19 protein-coding genes are annotated in these 21,165 nt (G+C 67.0%); 8 read left to right on the forward strand and 11 right to left on the reverse strand.

All coding sequences use genetic code 11. The features are described 5' to 3' along the window. The first annotated feature begins 121 nt into the window (after positions 1 to 121). The 3 genes from ACODTJ_RS04295 to ACODTJ_RS04305 all read left to right on the forward strand — a co-directional run bounded on the left by ACODTJ_RS04295 (position 122) and on the right by ACODTJ_RS04305 (position 5,286). Positions 122 to 3,721, forward strand: coding sequence for a hydantoinase B/oxoprolinase family protein (locus tag ACODTJ_RS04295; RefSeq protein ID WP_488847667.1), 3,600 nt, complete (start codon positions 122 to 124; stop codon positions 3,719 to 3,721). Between the two features lie 176 nt (positions 3,722 to 3,897). Next, the gene (locus ACODTJ_RS04300) at positions 3,898 to 4,593 is read left to right on the forward strand and encodes an SDR family oxidoreductase (RefSeq protein ID WP_454655984.1); all 696 of its coding nucleotides are present in this window, start codon (positions 3,898 to 3,900) and stop codon (positions 4,591 to 4,593) included. Positions 4,594 to 4,698: 105 nt separating this feature from the next. After that, on the forward strand, positions 4,699 to 5,286 hold the full coding sequence (locus tag ACODTJ_RS04305) for a GNAT family N-acetyltransferase (protein WP_454655985.1): 588 nt from the start codon (positions 4,699 to 4,701) through the stop codon (positions 5,284 to 5,286). A 17-nt stretch (positions 5,287 to 5,303) separates the two neighbouring features. Here the strand turns inward: ACODTJ_RS04305 and ACODTJ_RS04310 are convergent, their stop codons facing one another. Together ACODTJ_RS04310 and ACODTJ_RS04315 are read right to left on the reverse strand one after the other, a co-directional pair. Continuing rightward, on the reverse strand, positions 5,304 to 6,158 hold the full coding sequence (locus ACODTJ_RS04310) for an alpha/beta fold hydrolase (RefSeq protein WP_454655986.1): 855 nt from the start codon (positions 6,156 to 6,158) through the stop codon (positions 5,304 to 5,306). Positions 6,159 to 6,177: 19 nt separating this feature from the next. Then, positions 6,178 to 7,170 (reverse strand): alpha/beta hydrolase, encoded by a 993-nt coding sequence (locus ACODTJ_RS04315; protein WP_454655987.1) that lies wholly within the window; start codon positions 7,168 to 7,170, stop codon positions 6,178 to 6,180. Positions 7,171 to 7,323: 153 nt separating this feature from the next. Between ACODTJ_RS04315 and ACODTJ_RS04320 the strand changes: the two genes are divergently transcribed. From ACODTJ_RS04320 to ACODTJ_RS04340, 5 genes are all read left to right on the forward strand, one after another. Continuing rightward, a complete protein-coding gene (locus tag ACODTJ_RS04320; RefSeq protein ID WP_488847669.1) occupies positions 7,324 to 9,030 on the forward strand; it encodes a methyl-accepting chemotaxis protein in 1,707 nt (568 codons plus the stop codon). 81 nt (positions 9,031 to 9,111) lie between these two features. After that, positions 9,112 to 10,203 carry an ATP-dependent DNA helicase gene (locus ACODTJ_RS04325; RefSeq protein WP_488847670.1) on the forward strand — a complete coding sequence of 364 codons (1,092 nt, stop codon included), beginning with the start codon at positions 9,112 to 9,114 and terminating at the stop codon, positions 10,201 to 10,203. 217 nt (positions 10,204 to 10,420) lie between these two features. Then, the gene (locus ACODTJ_RS04330; RefSeq protein WP_454655990.1) at positions 10,421 to 10,819 is read left to right on the forward strand and encodes a DUF1801 domain-containing protein; all 399 of its coding nucleotides are present in this window, start codon (positions 10,421 to 10,423) and stop codon (positions 10,817 to 10,819) included. Positions 10,820 to 10,976: 157 nt separating this feature from the next. Further along, positions 10,977 to 12,440, forward strand: a complete 1,464-nt coding sequence (locus ACODTJ_RS04335; protein WP_488847673.1) for a DUF1800 domain-containing protein — start codon at positions 10,977 to 10,979, stop codon at positions 12,438 to 12,440. 5 nt (positions 12,441 to 12,445) lie between these two features. Further along, positions 12,446 to 13,696, forward strand: coding sequence for a DUF1501 domain-containing protein (locus tag ACODTJ_RS04340; RefSeq protein WP_454655992.1), 1,251 nt, complete (start codon positions 12,446 to 12,448; stop codon positions 13,694 to 13,696). On the opposite strand, the gene ACODTJ_RS04345 is transcribed toward ACODTJ_RS04340, so the two are convergent. From ACODTJ_RS04345 to ACODTJ_RS04385, 9 genes are all read right to left on the reverse strand, one after another. After that, positions 13,686 to 14,771: a tetratricopeptide repeat protein gene (locus ACODTJ_RS04345; protein WP_454655993.1), complete on the reverse strand. Its 1,086-nt coding sequence runs from the start codon at positions 14,769 to 14,771 to the stop codon at positions 13,686 to 13,688. The two genes, ACODTJ_RS04340 and ACODTJ_RS04345, sit on opposite strands and share 11 nt — an antisense overlap. 28 nt (positions 14,772 to 14,799) lie before the next feature. Then, positions 14,800 to 15,402, reverse strand: coding sequence for a 3-isopropylmalate dehydratase small subunit (gene leuD, locus ACODTJ_RS04350; protein ID WP_454655994.1), 603 nt, complete (start codon positions 15,400 to 15,402; stop codon positions 14,800 to 14,802). A gap of 27 nt (positions 15,403 to 15,429) precedes the next feature. Then, a complete protein-coding gene (locus ACODTJ_RS04355; protein WP_454655995.1) occupies positions 15,430 to 15,876 on the reverse strand; it encodes a metallopeptidase family protein in 447 nt (148 codons plus the stop codon). Continuing rightward, a complete protein-coding gene (locus tag ACODTJ_RS04360; RefSeq protein ID WP_454655996.1) occupies positions 15,876 to 16,121 on the reverse strand; it encodes a hypothetical protein in 246 nt (81 codons plus the stop codon). Before ACODTJ_RS04360 ends, ACODTJ_RS04355 begins: the two co-directional genes overlap by 1 nt. A 23-nt stretch (positions 16,122 to 16,144) precedes the next feature. Further along, complete coding sequence (leuC, locus tag ACODTJ_RS04365; RefSeq protein ID WP_454655997.1) at positions 16,145 to 17,563, reverse strand: 3-isopropylmalate dehydratase large subunit; 1,419 nt, start codon at positions 17,561 to 17,563, stop codon at positions 16,145 to 16,147. 108 nt (positions 17,564 to 17,671) lie between these two features. After that, positions 17,672 to 17,824, reverse strand: coding sequence for a hypothetical protein (locus ACODTJ_RS04370; RefSeq protein ID WP_454655998.1), 153 nt, complete (start codon positions 17,822 to 17,824; stop codon positions 17,672 to 17,674). A 79-nt stretch (positions 17,825 to 17,903) separates the two neighbouring features. Next, the gene (locus ACODTJ_RS04375; protein WP_454655999.1) at positions 17,904 to 18,947 is read right to left on the reverse strand and encodes an HlyD family secretion protein; all 1,044 of its coding nucleotides are present in this window, start codon (positions 18,945 to 18,947) and stop codon (positions 17,904 to 17,906) included. A 15-nt stretch (positions 18,948 to 18,962) separates the two neighbouring features. Continuing rightward, complete coding sequence (locus tag ACODTJ_RS04380) at positions 18,963 to 20,597, reverse strand: efflux MFS transporter permease (protein WP_454656000.1); 1,635 nt, start codon at positions 20,595 to 20,597, stop codon at positions 18,963 to 18,965. After that, positions 20,594 to 21,043, reverse strand: coding sequence for a MarR family winged helix-turn-helix transcriptional regulator (locus ACODTJ_RS04385; RefSeq protein ID WP_454656001.1), 450 nt, complete (start codon positions 21,041 to 21,043; stop codon positions 20,594 to 20,596). The genes ACODTJ_RS04380 and ACODTJ_RS04385 overlap by 4 nt, the downstream gene beginning before the upstream one ends. Between the last annotated feature and the right edge of the window lie 122 nt (positions 21,044 to 21,165).

Here is a 21,165-nt window from a genome sequence, read left to right on the forward strand (position 1 = left end):
CATGTTCCAGCCACAATCGGGATCGTAGCCGGCAGAATCGCCTTGTCAATAACTCATCGACGATTTATCGATGATTTGTCAGTGTCGGGCGATCCCGGCTTGTCCAAGGGGGAGAGGGTCTATGTCGGCGGCTCATTGGGACTTCTGGATCGATCGCGGCGGCACCTTCACCGACGTGATCGGCCGCGACCCGGCGGGCAATCTCCATGCCAGGAAGATGCTCTCCGAGAATCCCGGCGCCTATCGCGACGCTGCCGTGCAGGGCATCCGCGAGCATCTCGGGCTGAAGGCGGGCGAGCCGATCCCCACGGGGACCATCGGCGAGGTGCGCATGGGCACGACGGTCGCGACCAACGCGCTGCTGGAGCGCAAGGGCGACCGCACGCTGCTGGTGACGACCAAGGGTTTCCGCGATGCGCTGCGCATCGGCTACCAGGCGCGGCCCGACATCTTCGCCAAGCAGATCATCCTGCCCGAGGCGTTGTACGAAGCGGTCGAGGAGATCGAGGAGCGCGTGCTGGCCGACGGCACGGTCGAGCGCGCGCCCGACGAGGCGGCGATCCGCAACGCCTTGCAGGCACAATACGATGCCGGTTTCCGCGCCATCGCGATCGTCTTCATGCACGGCTATCGCTACACCGCACATGAGCAGGTGGCGGCCCGGATCGCCCGCGATATCGGCTTCCCGCAGGTTTCGGTCAGCCACGAGGTCTCGCCGCTGGTGAAGCTGGTCGGGCGCGGCGATACCGCCGTGGTCGATGCCTATCTCTCGCCCATCCTGCGCCGCTATGTGCAGCAGGTATCGGAAGAACTCGACGTCGCCCGCACCGGCGCGCGCCTGATGTTCATGATGTCTTCGGGCGGCCTCACCGCCGCCGAATTGTTCCAGGGCAAGGATGCGATCCTGTCCGGCCCGGCCGGCGGCGTCGTCGGCCTCGCCGAGACCGGCCGCTCGGCCGGCTTCGACAAGGTGATCGGCTTCGACATGGGCGGCACCTCGACCGACGTCGCCCATTTCGACGGCGAGTATGAGCGCGCCTTCGAGACCGAGGTTGCCGGCGTGCGCATGCGCGCGCCGATGATGCTGATCCATACGGTCGCGGCCGGCGGTGGCTCGATCCTGCATTTTGATGGCAGGCGCTTCCGCGTCGGGCCGGATTCGGCCGGCGCCAATCCCGGCCCGGCCGCCTATCGCCGTGGCGGGCCGCTCGCGGTGACCGACGCGAATGTCATGGTCGGCAAGCTGATCCCGTCCTATTTCCCGGCGATCTTCGGGCCGAAGCAGGACGAGCCGCTCGATGTCGGCATCGTCCGCAACAAGTTCGGGATCCTCGCGGCGGAGGTCGGCGACGGGCGCAGCCCTGAGGAGGTCGCCGATGGCTTCATCCAGATCGCCGTCGCCAACATGGCCGAGGCGATCAAGAAGATTTCGGTCCAGCGCGGCTACGACATCACCCGCTATGCGCTGAATTCGTTCGGGGGCGCCGGCGGGCAGCATGCCTGCCTCGTGGCCGATGCGCTCGGCATCAAGACGGTGCTGCTGCACCCGTTCTCCGGCCTGCTCTCGGCCTACGGAATGGGGCTCGCCGAAATCCGCTCGACGCGGACATCGGCGCTGGATGTCGCGCTCGACGGCGAGGCCAAGGCCGCGATCGAGGCGGTTGCCGCGAAGCTTGCCGCCGACGCAAAGGCCGAGGTCGCCGGCCAGGGTGTGGCCGAGGGCGATATCGCGATCCATACCCGCGCCCATATCCGCTATTCCGGCACCGATACCGCGATCGCGGTCCCTGCCAGCACGCGCGCCGAGATGCAGACGGCCTTCCAGACTGCGCACAAGGCGCGCTTCGGCTTCATGGACGAGACCAAGGCGCTGGTCGTCGAGGCGGTCGAGGTCGAGGCCGTCGGCGGCGGCGCGAAGTTCGAGGAAGCCGCGGCTGGCGAGCAGGCCGGCGAGCCGATTGCCGCCGAGCGCACCCGCTTCTTCGCCAAGGGCCAGTGGCACGATGCGGCGATCGTGCGGCGTGAGGCGATCAAGCCCGGCCAGAGCGTGGCCGGCCCTGCGATCATCATCGAACCGAACCAGACCGTCGTCGTCGAGGAGGGCTGGAGCGCCAAGCTCACGGCCCGCGATCATCTCGTCCTCGTTCGCGTCAAGGCGCTGGTCCAGCAGGCTGCGATCGGTACCAAGGCCGATCCGGTGATGCTCGAGATCTTCAATAACCTGTTCATGTCGATCGCCGAGCAGATGGGCGTGACGCTGCAGAACACCGCCTATTCGGTGAACATCAAGGAACGGCTCGACTTCTCCTGCGCGGTCTTCGACCAGACCGGCGCGCTCGTCGCCAATGCCCCGCATATGCCGGTGCATCTGGGCTCGATGGACCGTTCGGTCGAGACGGTGATCGCCAACAACCCGGTGATCAAGCCGGGTGACGTGTACTGCCTGAACGCACCCTACAATGGCGGTACGCACCTGCCTGACATCACGGTTTGCACCCCGGTCTTCGACCCCGAGGACAGGGACATCCTGTTCTGGGTGGCGAGCCGCGGCCACCATGCCGATGTCGGCGGCACGGCGCCGGGCTCGATGTCGCCGCTGGCGACCAATATCGAGGAAGAGGGCGTCTATATCGACAATTTCAAGATCGTCGATCAGGGCCGCTTCTGCGAGGAGGATCTGGTCAAGCTCCTGACCGGCGCGCGCTACCCGGTCCGCAACGTCGTGCAGAACGTCAATGACCTGAAGGCGCAGATCGCCGCCAACGAGAAGGGTCTGGCGGAGCTGAAGAAGATGATCGGCTCCTTCGGCCTCGATGTCGTGCAGGCCTATATGGGCCATGTCCAGGACAACGCCGCCGAGAGCGTGGCGCGGCTCCTCACCAAGCTGCACGATTCCGAATTCACCTATCCGATGGACCAGGGCTGCGCGATCAAGGTGAAGATCACCATTGACCGCGCAAAGCGCGAGGCGACGGTCGATTTCACCGGCACCTCCGAGCAGCGCCCCGACAATTTCAACGCGCCGGCGCCGGTGACGCGCGCCGCCGTGCTCTATGTCTTCCGTGTCATGGTCGACGATGCGATCCCGATGAACGCCGGTTGCCTGCGCCCGATCAAGATCGTCGTGCCGGAGGGCTCGATGCTGGCGCCGCGCTATCCGGCTGCGGTGGTCGCGGGCAATGTCGAGGTCAGCCAAGCCGTGACGAACACGCTGTTCGGGGCGCTCAAGGCGATGTCCGCTTCGCAGGGCACGATGAACAACCTGACCTTCGGCAACGACCAGTATCAGTATTACGAGACGATCTGCTCGGGCTCGCCGGCCGGTCCCGGCTTCAACGGCACGTCCGGCGTGCATGTCCACATGACCAATTCGCGCCTGACCGATCCGGAAATCCTGGAGACCCGCTTTCCGGTGGTGCTGGAGGATTTCCACATCCGCAAGGGCTCGGGCGGCAAGGGCGAGTGGACGGCCGGCGACGGCACCTCGCGCACCATCCGCTTCCGCGAGACGATGGATTGCGCGATCCTCGCCTCGCATCGCCGGGTGCGCCCTTTCGGCGTCGATGGCGGTGAGGCCGGCGAACTCGGCCGGACGCTGGTGCGCCGGCTCTCGGGAGCGGTCGAGGAATTGAAGCCCTCCGACCAGACGCTGCTGCAGGCCGGCGAGGCCGTGACGGTGATTACGCCGACGGCCGGCGGGTACGGCAAGGCGAAGGGCTGAGGCGGATTTGCCGTCATGGTCGGGCTTGTCCCGACCATCCACGTCTTCCGTCATCGAACCCGGTGTCCGAGACATGGATGCTCGCCACAAGGGTGAGCATGACGCGTAAGCGTTCGTGCCTCTGGTCAGAATGCGCGGACCGTCCTTAGCTCCGTCTCCTGACCATGGAGACGGACATGCCCCAGACCTGGATGATCACCGGCGCCAATCGCGGCATCGGACTTGCCATCACCATCGAGTTGCTGCGCCGGGGCGATCGGGTGATCGCGGCGGCGCGCAATCCCTGGGGCGGGGCGCTGGCCGAGCTTGCGGCCGAGCATCCGGCGGCGCTCATTCCGATCGAGCTCGACGTCACCTCCGATGCCAGCGTCGCCGCGGCGAAGGAAGCCCTCGCGGGGCAGCCGATCGATGTGCTCCTGAACAATGCCGGCCTCTACGGCCCGCGCGACCGGCAGAGCGGGCTCGATGTCGATTTCGACGCCTGGCGCGAGGTTTTCGAGGTCAATGTCTACGCGCCGATCCGGGTGGTGCAGGCCTTCCTGCCGCATGTCGAGGCCGGGCAGGGCCGCAAGATCGCGACGATCTCCAGCCGGATGGGATCGATCGGCGCCAATCCCGGCAATGCGCTGATCTACCGCTCGTCCAAATCGGCGGTGAACATGGCGATGGTCGTGTTCGGCAATGCGGTGCGCGAGCGCGCTATCAGCGTCATGCTGTTCCACCCCGGCTGGGTCCAGACCGACATGGGCGGCAGCGGCGCCGATATCACCCCGGCCGAAAGCGCCAATGGCCTCATCCGCACCATCGACGCCTCGGGCATGGCTGAGACCAACAGTTTCCGCGACTATACCGGCGAGGCGATTGCCTGGTGAGGGCCTGAGCCGCCGTTGTCGGCTTCGATCTCCTGTCAGTTTCCAGATCGAGGCCGGTTAGGGTCCGGATGAAAGCTGAGACGGGGACCAGCCGAAGGAGACGCCATGGCCGGCACGAGCGAGGTATCGGTCGTTCCCCTGACGCCCGAGCGCTGGGGCGATCTGGAGGATCTCTTCGGCCCTCAGGGGCCCTGCTATGGCTGCTGGTGCAACCATTTTCGCATGCCGCAGCGGCTGCGCAAGCCGTTGCTCGGCGAGGGGGCGCGGCAGCTTTTCGAGGACCGGGTGAGGAAGGGGCCGCCGCCCGGCGTGCTCGCTTATGCCGAGGGCAAGCCCGTCGGCTGGCTGCAGGTCGGGCCGCGCGCCGATATCCCCGAATGGAACAACCCGCGCCGCGCCTCGACGCCGCTGCCGGATGCGCCGGCAGAGGACATCGGCAACTGGGCGGCCTCCTGCTTCTTCGTGCGCAAGGGTTTTCGCGGCAGGGGCGTCACCGGCGCGCTGCTCGACGGTGCCGTGGCTTTCGCGCGGGAGAATGGCGCGCGGCTGATCGAGGCCGCGGCCATGGATAATGAGGACAAGCGCAGCACTGAGGGGCTCTATGTCGGGCCGGAAAGCGTGTTGCGCCGCGCGGGCTTCGTCGAGGTCGCCCGGCAGAAGCCGGGGCGGCCGCTGCTCAGGTTGATGCTGTAGGCAGCGCCGGCTTCGCCCTATGAGAGGATGAAATCGCGGATCGCCTGCAAGGCGCCTTCCTGATCGTCGGCGACGATTCCATGGCCGCAACCGGCGAAGCGTCGGAAGTCGACCCGTTCAGGTGGGAGGCTGGCCGCGATCGCTTCGCCGAAGGCAATCGGCGTGATCGGGTCCTTGTCTCCGGCCATGACGAGAACCGGACAGGTCACGTTCGCAAGCGCATCCCTGAAGTCGAAGCGGCCATGCTCGTTGCCGGGGCCGTTGAAGTGGACGCCGGTTTCGTTGCGCGTGATGGCGCGCGCAACCCACGCTCCGTCATCCGTCTGCTTGCGAGGTGCGTAAAGTGGAACACAGACCTTGCTGTAAACCGCCCGGGTCGCATCGGAGGGGGCTGACCAATAGCTCCGGGCCGCCTGTTCCGCCTCGGCGCCCCCGAGGCGCGCGAAGGCCTCGTAGACCTGCTGGAAATCGAATTTCGCAGCCGTGCTGATCAGAATGAGCTTTGCGGCATGGCCGGGATGGCGGGTCGCATAGGCCTGGGCCACGAAGCCGCCGAAGGAGGTTCCCAGGACGATCGGCTTCTCGATGCCGAGCGTATCGCAGAGCGACCTGACATCGTCGCCCCATTGGTCGAGTGTCCAGCGATCCGTCGGGCCGTTCTCGCTGCGGCCGCAGCCGCGATGATCGACATAGACGATCTGGACGATGTCGCTCAGAGCCGAGAAGGCGGGCTTGTACATGCTGTGGTCGAAACCCGGCCCGCCATGAAGCAGGACGAGCGTCGGCTTCTCGCGCATCCGCGGCCCGTCGGGGACCAGCCCAGCGCCCTCGATATCGACGTAGAGGCGGACCCCGTTCACCGTGATGCGCATGGTTCTCGTATCCGGGAGGTCAGTTCTTCAGCCCGTTCAGGAATGCCGTGAGCCGCTCCAGCGCCTGCTTCCCTTCCGGGCGGCCGAGATCGAACTGGTATTCGTGCGGCAGCTTCGGCTCGGTCTCGGGCGGGAAGAACAGGGTGTCGGTCCTGACGCCGCGGTCGCGCAGGGCTTGCGCCATCACCACCGATTGCGGCGCCAGCGGATCGCCATTGCCGACCGAGATGAAGCTCGGCGGGAAGGTTTCCGTAACGTAGCGCGGTACTGAGGCCTCGGTGATGCGCTCGCTGTCGAGCGGGTTCGACGTGCCGAAATAGGCGAGAAGCACGGAGCGGACAAAGCCGCCGAAGGGGCCGGTCAACTCGAAAGCGGTCGGATCGAAGGCGCCGCAGAACAGGATCGTGCCGCGTAGTGCTGCCGCCTCGACGGCGGGTTTCAGGCCGAGCAGCTCCGCATAGTCCTTGCCGGTCAGGCTGGCCGCGAGCTGGGAGGCGATATGCGCTCCGGCCGAATCCCCGGCCAGAACGATGCGTGTGGGGTCGAGGCCGAGGCGCTGTCCCTCGCGTTGCAGGAAGCCGAGCGCGGCGTTCGTCTGCAGGACGGGCGTCGGGTAGCGCGCCGTCGGAGCGCGGGTATAGCCGATGGCGACCGTCGCGAAGCCGCGCCCGGCCAGAATCCGGAGATAGGGCGCGACATCCTGGCGGTCGCCGGCAACGAAGGCGCCGCCATGGATCCAGACGATGGTTGGGCGCCCCGCTTCGACACGGCCGCCCGGCGGTAGATAGACGTCCAGCCGTTCGTCTTCAGTGCTGCCATAGCGGATATCGCGCTGCTCGCGAATGCCGAAGGGGACGTGGTTCGCAAGCGCGGCCGTTGTCTTGGAGGCACCGTAGCCGAAGGCGAGGCGCGTCAGCAGGGCCGAGGGCCAGGGCGACAGGACGAAGGCAGCATAGCCGATGAAGGCAAGGCCGAGGCAGAGCAGGAGGATTCGTTTGGCGCGGCGTCTCATGGCGCGAAGCTAGGACGGCCTGCGATCCCTCGCAATCGCGGCGAGATCGGATCCGCCAGACAGCGGAACGGATTATTGTGTATCCGGCTAACCTATTGATATTGTTGCATCATACTGCCCGTCGTTAACTTGGCGTTCGCTCGCGTCTGCGAAATGGACGACGGCTACGAGACTGAGGCGACGATGCGGCGACTGGGACTGACGGCGAAGATCATGGTTTTCTTCGCGCTGCTGGGCCTCGCCGGAGCGCTCGGGCTCGCCAGCGCCCTGCGCGGTTTCGACGAGGCGCGGCGCATCGATGCCGCCGCCTTCTCGGATATCCGCCTCGCCGGCAGCGCCTCGCTTCTGTCCAGCCGGATCGCAGCCGCGGCGTTGCTCAGCCGGGTCGACACGGACAGTTCTCCGCAGGAGATCGAGGCGATGATCGGCAAGCTCGACGCTGCCATCGAGCTGGTCGACGCGGCACGCGCGCATCTGATCTCCGCCCTGCCGGCGAGCCTGCGCGAGGCCAATTCGACGCTCGATGCGCGGATCAAGACCTTCATCGCCTTCCAGCATGGCATCGTCGATATCGGCCAGCGCATCTCGGCCAAGGCCGCCTTGCTGGAGGCGGGCGCGGCTGAGGCGCGCGTCAATGTCGACGAGATCGTCGCGACGACCGCCGCGCTGCGCGACGAGCTCGCCAAGCGGGCAGGGGAGGCTTCCATGCGAGCCGGCGCGCGGGCGGAGGCGGTGCGCTTCCGGACGATTCTCTTTGCGGTTCTCCTGCCGCTTGCCGGCGGGCTTCTCGCGCTGCTGATGCTGCGGAGCCAATTGACGCGGCCCTTGCGCAACCTGATGCAGGCAATCGGGCAAGCGGTGGCGTCGGACCGGGTGATCGACGTGCCGCATCGCGACCGGGCCGACGAGATCGGCCAGCTTGCCCGCGTGGTGCGCCAGCTCAGCGAGGTCAGGGCGACGCTTGTGACGCGCGAGAGCGAAGCCGACGATGCGCGGCGCCTGGAACAGCGCCGCAATGCGGAGCTCGCCGGGATCGCCGACGAGTTCGAGGCGCGGCTCGGCCTTCTGCTGGGCGAGATCGGGCGGTCGAGCGAAGTGCTGCGCATGGCGCTGCAGGATGCCGCGGTCCGGGTGCACCAGATCTCGCGGAGCACAGAGACAGCCGCCGCTTCCGTCGATGGTGCGGGGGTCGATGCGCGCCGTTCCAGCGAGGCGGCAATGCGATTGGATTTCGTCGTCAGCCAGATCAATGCCGAGGTCCGGCGCGTGTCGGAAATGGCGACGGAGGCGACCCGCGAGGCTGCCGGGACCCATGCGCTGGTGACGCGCCTCACCGAGAATGCGGCCCAGATCCGCGATGTCGTGGGAATCATCGATGCGGTGGCGCGCCAGACCAATCTGCTCGCCCTGAACGCGACGATCGAGGCGGCGCGTGCCGGGGTTCATGGCCGTGGCTTCGCGGTGGTGGCCGCCGAGGTGAAGACGCTCGCCAACCAGGCGTCGGACGCCGCCGGGCGGATCGTCAGCCGGATCGCGCAGGCCGACGAGGCCCTGTCCCATGCCGCCGACGCGGTGTCGGCGATCGGAGCCAGCGTCGCGGCGGTCGAGCAGACCGGCACCGAGATCGCGACCATGGTCGGGTCGCATGTCGAGTTGCTCGGCTCGCTCGGCGAGACCGTGGCGCGGATCTCGGACGTGACGGGCACGGCCGCGCTGGCGATGGGCGAAATCGCCGCCGCCAATCTCCAGACCGTCGGCCAGGCCGATACCGGGGCAGCGAGCGCGAGGGAACTCGACGGGCGAATCAATGCCCTGCAGGCGGAGGCCGAGGCCTTCGTCAGGCGCCTGCGCGCGGCCTGAGCGGTTTCGACAGCGCCGGGCTTGCCTCGCGGGCCGACTCGGCCCCATCTGCGCCATGCCTTTTTCGACGATGGTTCCGCGATGAGCTGGTCGCCCCAGCAGGATATGGCTTTGACGGCCGTGGCGCGCTGGCTGCAATCCGGCGAGCCGCAGCTCTTCCGCATGTTCGGCTATGCCGGTACCGGCAAGACGACGCTCGCGCGCCATATTGCCGAGGCCGTCGACGGCGACGTCGTCTTCGCCGCCTATACCGGCAAGGCGGCGCTCGTGCTGCGCAACAAGGGGTGCGAGGGCGCGCAGACCATCCATTCGCTGATCTACCGCTCGCGCGGCGTCGACGAGGAGAGCCCGATCTTCGCGCTCAACCGCGACAGCGCGGCGGCCAAGGCGAAGCTGATCATCATCGACGAATGCTCGATGGTCGACGAGGAGCTGGGCCGCGACCTGCTCTCCTTCGGCACGCCGGTGCTGGTGCTGGGCGATCCCGCGCAGTTGCCCCCGGTCAAGGGCGGCGGCTTCTTCACCGAGCAGGAGCCCGACGTCATGCTGACCGAGGTCCACCGGCAGGCGGCGGACAACCCGATCGTGCGGATGTCGATGATCGTGCGGGAGGGCGGGCAGCTCGAACTCGGCGAATACGGCCCGAGCCGGGTGATCCGGCGCGGCGAGATCAATCCCGAGATCGTCATGGGCGCCGATCAGGTGCTGGTCGGCATGAACAAGACGCGGCGCAACTACAACGCCCGCATCCGCCAGCTGATGGGCCGCACCGACAACAGCCCCGTCGCCGGCGAGAAGCTGGTCTGCCTGCGCAACGACAAGAGCAAGGGCCTGCTCAATGGCGGCGCCTGGATCGTGCAGGAGATCAAGACCTCGAAGAAGGGGCTGATCACCATGCGCGTCACGCCGGAGGACGATGCCGGCGGCAAGGCGGTCAAGGTCTCGGTGCTGCCGAATTTCTTCGACGGCACCGAGGAGGAGGTGCCGTGGGAGCTGCGCAAGCACACCGACGAATTCACCTTCGGCTATGCGCTGACCGTGCATAAGTCGCAGGGCTCGCAATGGGACGATGTCGTGCTCTTCGACGAGAGCTTCGCCTTCCGCGAGCACCGGGCGCGCTGGCTCTATACCGGCCTGACCCGGGCGGCCGAGGCGATCACGGTCGTTGTGTAGGGTTGGCTGGTCAGATTTTGGCGACACGATTGTCATTCCGGGGCTTCGCATAGCGAAGAACCCGGAACCCACGACGGGGTGGAAGCGCCGTGATTCTGCGCAGACAACTCGCTCACCCGGTCGTGGTTTCCGGGTTCGCGCCTGCGGCGCGCCCCGGAATGACAAAGGTGGTTCTGATCGCGTTGCCCAAATGAGTGTTGGAAGGGATTCGTGTGTCATGGCGAAGGACGAGGTTCAGGACCAGGCGGCTTCCGCGCTCATCGACGCGAAGATCGCATCGCTCACCGACTGGCGCGGTGCGACGCTGGCACGGATGCGCGCACTGATCCGCGAGGCCGATCCCGATGTGGTCGAGGAGGTGAAGTGGCGCGGCGTGCCGGTCTGGTCCCATGGCGGGATCATTTGCACCGGCGAGACCTACAAGAGCGTGGTCAAGCTGACCTTCATGAAGGGCGCTTCGCTAGCCGATCCCGCCGGCCTGTTCAATTCCAGCCTGGAGGGCAATGCCCGCCGCGCCATCGATATCCGGGAGGGCGAGGTGGTGGATGCGGATGCATTCAAGGCTCTGATCGGCGAGGCTGTCGCGCTCAATATCTCTGGCAAGAAGGCCCGCTGAGCCTGGAGCGGATTCGCTAGAATTCGAGCAAACGGCTTTGTTTGACCCAGTTTCGGGGCGTCATCCGCCCAACATTGCCGAATTGTCATGAAAGCCGCCGGCTTTTCGCCATAGTCGATATCGATCCTCTTCCTCACGACCAGCGGAGGCCGTGCAGATGGCGGAAACAGACGAGCTGAAGGCAGGGGCGATTGCACTGCAGCGGTTCGGTCTGGGGCCGAAGCCCGGTCAGGGCGAGGCGGCGCGGGCGCAGATTCGCGACAGGCTTCTGGCGGAGATCGCAGCCGGTAGCGCCGCACAGCCCGAAGGCGTGACCTTTTCCAGCGCTGCCGAGATCGGCAAGGCGCTCTACGATTTCGAGGATCAGGAGAAACGGGAGCGCGAGGCGCGCCGCGCTTCCGTCGCGCCGGTGCCTCAAGGCACGCAGGTCGCGAATGCCGCGCCGCAGGTTGCTCCGGTGGGGGCTCAGAACCAGATGGCTCCGGCACCGAAGCCCGCAAACGAGCCGGCGCTGCCCTATCGGACCTATCGCGACGAGGTGAAGGCGCGGGTCGATCTCGCGCTCGTGGCTGAGACGGGCTTCGGCGAGCGGCTGGTGATGTTCTGGTCGAACCATTTCTGCATCAGCGCGACCAAGAGCAACATGTGCCGGATCATGGCCGGTGCCTATGAGCGCGAGGCGATCCGCCCGCATGTCTTCGGCCGCTTCGAGGACATGCTGATCGCGGCGGAGAGCCATCCGGCGATGCTGGATTTCCTCGACAACCGCCAGTCGGTCGGCCCGAACTCCCCGGCGGGGCGGCGGCGCGGGCGCGGGCTCAACGAGAATCTCGCCCGCGAGATCCTGGAACTGCACACGCTCGGCGTCTCCGGCGGCTATGCGCAGGCGGACGTGACCAATCTCGCCCGGATCATCACGGGCTGGACCGTGGTCGGGCGCGAGGGCGTGCTCGGCTTTCCCGGTTCCTTCGCCTTCAACGCCGGCTTGCACGAGCCCGGCGCGACGCCGCTGCTGGGGCGCCGCTACGACCAGCCGGGCAAGGCGCAAGGTATCGCCGCGCTGAGCGATCTCGCGCGCCATCCGGCGACGGCGAAGTTCATCGCGATGAAACTCGCCCGTTATTTCGTAGCCGATGCGCCGCCAAGTGCACTGGTCGAGAAGCTGGCCGGCGTGTTCCGCCAGAGCGATGGTGATTTGCCGAGCGTCTACCGTGCGTTGATCGAGGATGACGCTGCCTGGAAGGCGCCGGCCAGCAAGATCAGGTCGCCGCAGGAGTTTCTGCTGGCCTCCTATCGCGCGCTCGGCCGCAAGCCCGACTTCGGCCAGATCATCGGACCGGCCGGCGTCATGGGGCAGCCCTTCTGGCAACCTTCCGGTCCGAACGGCTATGCTGACGACAATGCGGCCTGGGCTTCGGCCGAAGGGCTCAAGACGCGGGTCGATGTCGCCGCCGGATGGGGGCGGCAGGCGGCGGGCTCGGTCGCCGATCCGCGCGTGCTCAGCGACGACATCCTTGGGCCGCTGCTTTCGCCCGAGACGAAGCAGGCCGTGGCACGGGCCGAGAGCAAGCCGCAGGCGCTCGCGCTCCTGCTGATGTCGCCCGAATTCCAGCGGAGGTGACGCCGATGGTCGATCACGACGACGATGATTGCGAACGGATGACACCGTCGCGCCGCGCCGTGCTCGGCGCAGCCGGCGCGCTCTTCGCCTGGTCCTTCGTGCCGAAATTCGCCTATGCAGCGGCAGGCTCGCGCGATCCGCGCTTCCTGCTGGTCATTCTGCGCGGCGCGCTTGATGGGCTCTCGGCCGTGCCGCCGATCGGCGACCCCGATTATGCTGGCCTGCGCGAGGGCATCGCGCTCGCCAAGGACGGTGCGGAGGCGGCGCTGCCGCTCGATGGCTTCTTTTACCTGCATCCGGCGATGCCGAACCTCGCGCGGCTCTACAGGCAGGGGCAGGCGACGATCGTCCATGCCGCGGCGACGGGGTATCGCGAGCGCTCGCATTTCGATGGGCAGGACGTTTTGGAAAGCGGCCAGCCCTGGGCGGGCGCGACCCAGAGCGGCTGGCTCAACCGGTTGATCGCGAACCTGCCGGCCGGCGAAGGCATCTCGCGCAAGGGCGTGCTCGGCGTCGGCGTCGTGCCGCCGCTGGTGGTGCGCGGCGAGGCGCCGGTGCTGGGCTGGGCGCCGCCGCGCATGGCGCGCGCCGGGAGCGACCTGACGATGCGGCTGGCCGATCTCTACGGCCAGCGCGATCCGGGCTTGGCGCGAGCTCTGGCGCAGGCGATCGAGACCGAAGGGCTGGCGCAAAGGCGCGGCATGGCCGGCGAGCAGAAGGGCGGTGGTGGGCCGGATTCAGCCGACGGCATGCGCCGCATCGCCGAGGGTGCGGCGGCGCTGGTCGGCGCCGATGACGGGCCGCGCATCGCGGCGCTGGCCTTCGAAGGCTGGGATACCCATGCCAACGAGGGCGGAGCCAAGGGGCGCCTCGCCAATCTGCTCGGTGGGCTCGACGGTGCCTTCGCCGCCTTCGAGCAAGGGCTCGGACCGGTCTGGAAGGATACGGTGGTGATGGTCGCGACCGAGTTCGGGCGCACGGCGGCCGTCAACGGCACGACCGGGACCGACCACGGCACCGGCACGGTCGCCTTCCTCGTCGGCGGTGGGGTGAAAGGCGGCCGAGTCGTCGCCGATTGGCCCGGCCTGAAGTCCGAGCAGCTCTACCAGAACCGCGATCTCAAGCCGACGACCGATATCCGCGCCGTGGCCAAGGGCGTGGTGTCGGAGTTGTTCGGATTATCCGGCCCGGTGCTGGCGGAGAGGGTGTTTCCCGAGACCGGCGGGCTTGCCCCGATGTCCGGGCTTATCGCCTGAGCACGGCGCCGAGCCGCGCCGCGCCGCTGCGAAACCGGGCGGCGTGTCCACGAATCCTGAAACGGGCGAGTTCGATGCGACCACGCGTATCGAAGGAGCCAGCGACAGCGAGCGAACGGGCAAGGACGGTTGCGGCTTCGTCGAAGCGGCCTTCGTCATAGAGAGCATTGGACAGCACCCGCAGCATCTCGGGGTGCTCTTTCGTCAACGCCACAGCCCGCTCCAGCGCAGCGAGCGCCTCCTCGATACGGCCGGCGAAGCGAAGCTGCTCGGCCAGCGTCACCCAGGTGAAATGGGCGGTCGGGTTCAGATCGAGGGCGCAGCGGGCGAAGGCGACGGCGCGTTCCGGATTGCGAGGCCCGACTGCACGGGCGAGTGCGATGAAATAGGAGGTCGAGCTTCGACGGTGATCGCGTGCCGTGCGCAGCAACGCGGAGAAGTCGGTCTCGCCCGCGAGGACAGCGAGCGCCAGCGGGCGGAGCAGGCCGCATTCGCCGAGATAGGTGCCGGACGGATGCCCGGAGAAGGGCAGGGCGATCCGCCGCACCGGCATTTCGCCCGCGATCAGTTCGACATGGCGGCGGTCGAAGGCATGGGCGGGGTCGTAGACGATCACCGCGTGCAGGTCCGCGGGCAGCGGCCCGGCGAGTTCGGGCCGCCAGCGTATGCGGTTGACGGTCTTGGCCCAGCGGGTGTCGAAGCCCGCCCTGTCGCGCTGCATGCTGTATTGCGGCGAGATCGCCAGCGCGCTCGTCGCGCCGATCATCTTGCCGAAGCGCAGGCCGGCATAGCCGCCCATGCTGGAGCCATAGGCGAGGACGCGGCGATAGGGGGCCGTCGCTGCCGCAACCGCCGCGACCATCTCGCGCCATTCCGGCTCCTGGTACCAGGAATTGCGCCGGTTCACGACATGGATCGTGGGAAGGCCCGCCTGTGCGAACGCAGCCTCACCGAAGGCCGGACGATCGAGATCGGGATCGTCCGTGTAGGAATCAAAGGTGACGACACAATCCTCGCCCGGGCGCCGTGCGGTCTTGACCAGCAGATTGCCCGAGCGAAAGAGAGTGTCGGTCACATAGAGGGCTCCGGGAGAGGCTTTCGCCTCAGGCCCAGGCGCGCTGCTTCAGCTTTTCCTCGAAGGCATCGATCTTCGTGCCCTTCTCCATGGTCAGGCCGATATCATCGAGGCCGTTGAGCAGGCAGTGCTTGCGGAAGGGGTCGATCTCGAAGGTGATCTCGCCGCCGTCCGGGCCCTTGATCGTCTGCTTCTCGAGGTCGATCGTCAGCGTCGCGTTGGAGCCGCGCTCGGCGTCGTCGAACAGCATGTCGAGCTGCTGGGGCGTGACCTTGATCGGCAGGATGCCGTTCTTGAAGCAGTTATTGTAGAAGATGTCGGCGAAGCTGGTGGAGATCACGCAGCGGATGCCGAAATCGAGCAGCGCCCAGGGGGCATGCTCGCGCGACGAGCCGCAACCGAAGTTGTCGCCGGCGACGAGGATTTCCGCCTTGCGATAGGCCGGCTGGTTCAGCACGAAATCCGGGTTCTCCGAACCGTCATCCTTGTAGCGCATCTCCGAGAACAGCGCGGTGCCCAGGCCGGTGCGTTTGATCGTCTTCAGGTACTGCTTGGGGATGATCATGTCGGTATCGACATTGACCACCTTCATGGGCGCGGGCGTCGAGGTCAGGGTGGTGAAGGGCTGCATGGTTCTTGTCCTTGCTCTTGGCCGGGCTCAGCCGGCCGCCTGTTCGATGGCTTCCATATCCTCGTCGGAGAAGCCGAAATGGTGGCCGATCTCGTGGACCATGACATGCGTGACGATCGAGCCGAGGCTCTCGTCATGTTCGGCCCAGTAGTCGAGGATCGGACGGCGATAGAGGTGGATGGTGTTGGGCATCTGGCCGGTCTGGGGGCTGAAACCCTGCTGCGGCAGGCCGACGCCGCTGAACAGGCCGAGCAGGTCGAACGGGCTTTCCGCCTCCAGCTCCTTCAGCACGTCGTCTTCGGGAAACTCGGTGACGTTGAAGATCACGTCCGAGCAGAGCGCGCGGAACTCCTCCGGCAGGCGGTCGAAGGCGGCCTGAGCCAGAACCTCGAACGCATCCTGCGACGGCGCCTTGACGTCGTCCCAGTCGATCTCAGCCGATTTCGTGACCCTGGCGTCCACGGTCTTGCCCATCACCAGATTTTCAGTTGGTGGCCGAGCCACCAGGCCAGCACGATGACGCCGAGGAGCGAGAGAGAGCGGCCGATACGCCGGCCCCAGAGCTCGACCTTGTCGCCCTCGGGCGCATCGGCGCCCGAGAAGTGATCGGCCGCCCGGCCCATCGAGGAGCCGAGCAGGCTTTCGCTGTCGCGCTTGACCCGGTCCAGCGCCGCCTTGGATTCGGCTTCGCGGCCGGCTTCACGGGGATCGTTCGACATGGTCAGTTCCCCGCCTGTCCGCCTCAGCCCAGCGTGCGGACGTCGACGAAGCGGCCGGTGAGGGCCGCCGCCGCCGCCATCGCCGGCGAGACGAGATGGGTCCGGCCGCGATAGCCCTGACGGCCCTCGAAATTGCGGTTCGAGGTCGAGGCTGCCCGTTGGCCGGGCTTGAGCTGGTCCGGGTTCATGCCCAGGCACATCGAGCAGCCGGGCTCGCGCCATTCGAAGCCGGCGGCGATGAAGATCTTGTCGAGACCCTCGGCCTCGGCCTGTTCCTTCACCAGGCCGGAGCCGGGAACGATCATGCCGTAGTCGAGGCTCTCATGGAGCTTCTTGCCCTCGACGATCTTCGCTACGGTGCGCAGGTCCTCGATGCGGCCATTGGTGCAGGAGCCGATCCAGATCACGTCGAGCGGGATGTCGGTGATCTTGGTGCCGGCGGTCAGGCCCATATACTCGAGCGCGCGCTTCTTCGAGGCGCGCTTGACCTCGTCGGCGATCAGCTCCGGGTCCGGAACCGCGCCGGTGACCGAGATCACGTCTTCAGGCGAGGTGCCCCAGGAGACGATCGGCGGCAGGTTGGCAGCGTCGAGGCGGACGATGCGGTCGAAATGCGCGCCCTCGTCGGTGCGCAGCGTCTCCCAGTAGCGGACGGCCGCATCCCAGGCGGCGCCCTGCGGCGCCTTGGGGCGGCCCTTCAGATAGGCGAAGGACTTCTCGTCCGGCGCGACCATGCCGGCGCGGGCACCGCCCTCGATCGACATGTTGCAGACCGTCATGCGGCCTTCCATGGTCAGGCCGCGGATAGCCTCGCCAGCATATTCGATCACCGAGCCGGTGCCGCCGGCGGTGCCGATCTCGCCGATGATCGCGAGCGTGATGTCCTTGGCGCCGACGCCGGGCGCAGGCGTGCCGTCCACCTGGACGAGCATGTTCATCGCCTTCTTCTGGATCAGCGTCTGGGTGGCGAGGACGTGCTCGACCTCCGAGGTGCCGATGCCGTGGGCGAGGGCACCGAAGGCGCCATGCGTCGAGGTGTGCGAGTCGCCGCAGACGATCGTGGTGCCGGGCAGGGTGAAGCCCTGCTCGGGGCCGACGATGTGGACGATGCCCTGGCGCTTGTCGAGCTCGTTGAAATACTCGACGCCGAAGTCGCGGGCGTTCTTGGCGAGCGCCTCGACCTGGATGCGGCTTTCCTCTTCGGCGATGCCCTTGGTGCGGTCGGTCGTCGGGATGTTGTGGTCGACGACGGCGAGCGTCTTCTCGGGCGCGCGGACCTTGCGGCCGGTCATGCGCAGGCCCTCGAAGGCCTGCGGGCTCGTCACCTCATGGACGAGGTGGCGGTCGATATAGAGCAGGCACGTGCCGTCATCCTGCCGGTCGACGACGTGGTCGTCGAAAATCTTGTCGTAGAGTGTCTGGGGACCCTTGGTCGCGGTCATGGCTTGTTCTCGGTCTGCGGAAATCTGCGGGAAATCATGCGCCGGCTCGCTTTGGGCCGGCACGCAAAAACGGTTCGCCTGTCGCCGGCCGCACGGAAGCGGCCGGTCTCAGGCGCCGGTAAGGCCTGCGGCAATGGAAGCGGTAAAGCGGCCGAAAAAGCGCCAGGGCAAACGGGCATGGTCATGCAGCGCGGCAAAGTCCTGCGTCGTCGGCAGGGGCGGCAGATGGCCCTCTGCCTGCACGGCGCTGAAGCGCTGCATAGGATGCTCACACGGCGACATGGCCACTGTTTAGCAGTTCCAATCAAGCCGGACAATCGATGCCGTTGCAGCCTGGCCATCAGCGTGACGCAGAGGTATCGACGCTGACGACCACGGACATGCCGGGCGCCAGGCGTTCGGCAAGCGGCTGGCCGGGGTCGACTGTGATACGGACCGGCACACGCTGGGCGATCTTGATGAAGTTGCCAGTTGCGTTGTCGGGCCGGATGACGCTGAATTCGGAGCCGGCCGCCGGCGAGAAGCGCTCGATCTTGCCCGTGAGGACGGCGTGGCGGAGCGCGTCGACAGTGAAGCTCACAGGCTGGCCGGTGCGCATGCCGGCGAGCTGCGTCTCCTTGAAATTGGCGATGACCCAGACCTGATCCGGTACCAGCGCCATCAATTGCGTGCCGGCAGAAACATATTGGCCCAGCCTTGCCGAGACCTCGCCCAGCCGCCCGTCCTGCGGCGCGGTGATGCGGGTATTGCTCAGGTCGATCTCGGCGAGATGGACCGCGGCCTCCGCGCCCTCGACCGCGGCGACCAGCGACTGACGGTTGACGATGGCGGTCTGGATGTCCTGGCGAGCGACATCGACGGCCGCGTTGGTGGCGGTGATCGCGGCACGAGCCTGGTCGAGCGCCTGCTGGCTCTGGTCTGTCGAGGTCTGGCTGACGACGCCGCGTTCGCGCAGTGGCTCGATGCGGCCCCAGTTGGCCTCGGCGGTGCGCAAGGCGGCCTCGGCGCTGGCGACATTGGCCTCGGCGGCGCGCAGGCGGGCTTCGGCGGCGGCGCGTGACTGGTCGGAATTCGCAAGTGCGGCGCGCTGTGCGGCGAGGCCGGCGCGGGCCTGCTCCAGCTTCTGGGTGAAAACCCGGTCGTCGATACGCAGGAGCAGGTCGCCGCGCTTCACCGCTGCGAAATCCTGTACCGGCACCTCGGCGACATAGCCGGCGAGTTGCGGCGCGATGAGCGTGACCTGACCGCGGACATAGGCGTTCTCGGTCACCTCGACGGCACTGGTGAATGGCGGCAGCCGCCAAGCGTAGAGGATGATGCCGAGGCCGACGAGGCCGATGGCGAGTGCAATGTAGGTCGAGACGGAGCGGAGGATGCGGGTCATGGCGGGGCTGGACGTTCAGAGGGCGGGTTGAGCACTGGTTGCGCCGGAACGCTTGCGTAGCTGCAGGAAGGCGACGTGGCAGAGGAGCCCGACGAGAGCGAGGCTTGCGATCGCGGAGATCAGCATGAAGGCGTCGTTGTAAGCGAGTACGATCGCCTCTTGCGCCGCGCGCTGCGTGAGCAGGGTGACGCCCTCCGCGCGCATCAGTGTCGGGTCACTCAGGACATGGCCATAGACGCTGCCGAAATGGCTGAGGCGCTGGGCCAGGAGCGGCTCGGACAGCACGAAATGCTCGGCGAGCACATTGAAGTGGAACGCCGTCCGCAGCGTGATGAAGCTGCCGAAAAGCGCCGAGCCGAGCAGGCCGCCAATGCTTTGTGTGAACAGGAAAACGGTGATGAAGCTCAGGATAAAGATCGGGCCGCGCGTGATGACGCCGCCCATGCCCTGAGCCATCGCCGCGGGCAGGAACAGGCCGGAGCCATAGGCGACGAGCGCCTGGCTCAGCCGGATATCGTGCGGCCGGGTCAGGCTGGTGGCGCCGCTGTCGAGCCAGGCTCCGAGCGCGACGCAGGCGAGTGCCGTGCCGTAGAACCAGTTTTCGCGACCGGGCCGCAGCAGCAGCGCGCAGGTCAGGCCGCCGGCCAGGATCGCGCAGAGGATGACCGCGTAGAGCGGCATCGTCTGCTCGTTCTGGATGCCGAGCGCCTGGAAGAAGTTGGAGGCGCCGACCGTCTGCTCGGCGAGCACGATACGCATCAGGAGAATGGCGCCGGCGAAATGCAACGTCGCCGGGCTGGTCAGCCAGCGGATGTCGATGAGCGGGCTGTCACGGTGCAATTCGACGATCACCGCCAGCGTCAGGCAGATGACGGCGAGAGCGAAGAGCATGCCGAGCCAGGGCGCCTCGAACCACCAGTAGATCCGGCCGAGGCTGAGCGCGACCGCGATGGCGCCGAAGCCGATTGCGATCAGCAGGTAGCTGACGATGTCGAGCGGGCCGATCCATTTCACCCGCGGCGGCGTGGTCAGCGGCAAGGCGAAGACGAAGCCGAAGGCAACCATCGCCAGCCCCATCTCGAACAGGGTGAGGCCATGGAAGCCGCCGAGATCGAGCAGCCAGGGCGAGATCAGCCGCGTCACGGGGATGCCGAGCGTGGTGTTGGTCAGCGCCAGCGACAGGCCGACGGTGAGCTTCTTCTGCGGCGGCAGGGGCTCGATCATGTAGAAGAAGGCGAGCGACGACATCGGCGCCGCCGCCATGCCGCTCATGAAGCGCACGACCACGGCCGATGGCAGGTCATGGACGAAGACAAGGTTCAGGAAGGCAGCGAGAACGAAGCCCGCGAGGCTCATCTCGGCGAAATTGCGCAGGCCGTATTGCATCCTGATCTTGATCAGGGCGAGCGAGAGCGAGACGTTCGGGGCCATATAGGCGGCGATCAGCCAGTTCGTCTCGGCTAGGGTGGCGCCGAGCTCGCCCTGGATCTGGTAGACATTGGTGTTGACCAGGTTCGCGCCGATCTGCTGCGTCATGGCCAGCGTCACCGAAGCCAGCATGTAGGCCAGCGCGCGGGCTGGCGGCATCGTCAGACCTGCCGGGGCCGGCGGCGATGCGGCCGGCGTTGCGGAGGCTTCGGACGCGCTCATGGGGCGGCGCTCCGGCCTGCCGCGATATTGCGTGAAGTGCGGCGCAGGACGTCGAGCGCCGCTTCCAGCTCTTCCGGTGCGATGCCCTGCAGGATGCCGGCGCGCAATTCGGCCAGGAAATCCAGGATATCCTGAGCTTGGGCGCGGGCGGTCTCTGTCAGGAAGACGCGGCGGGCGCGGCGGTCGCCCTCGACCGTGCGGCGCTCGATCATGCCGTTACGCTCAAGCCCGTCGAGGAGCCGGACCAACGTCGGCTGCTCGATATCGAGCAAACCGGCGAGATCGGACTGGGTCGGGCCGTCCGCCTTGGCGAGCTCCATCAGCAGGCGCGCGCGCGACAGGGTCAGGCCCATGTCACGCGCGCGGTCGTCGACGAGCGCGCGCAGCTTGCGGTTGACGGCGGCAAGCTCGCCGGTGAACGAGGCCTGAAGCTGGGTAAGATCCATAGCGCCAACATAAATAGCATGCTAATGATTTGCATGCTTATATGCGCATAGGGTGCATATCAAGTGGAATTTATTTCTATCGATATGCGTTAATGGAATGTCTGGGCGCAGCTTCAGGCACA

The organism is Allobosea sp. FG18 (assembly GCF_057809495.1).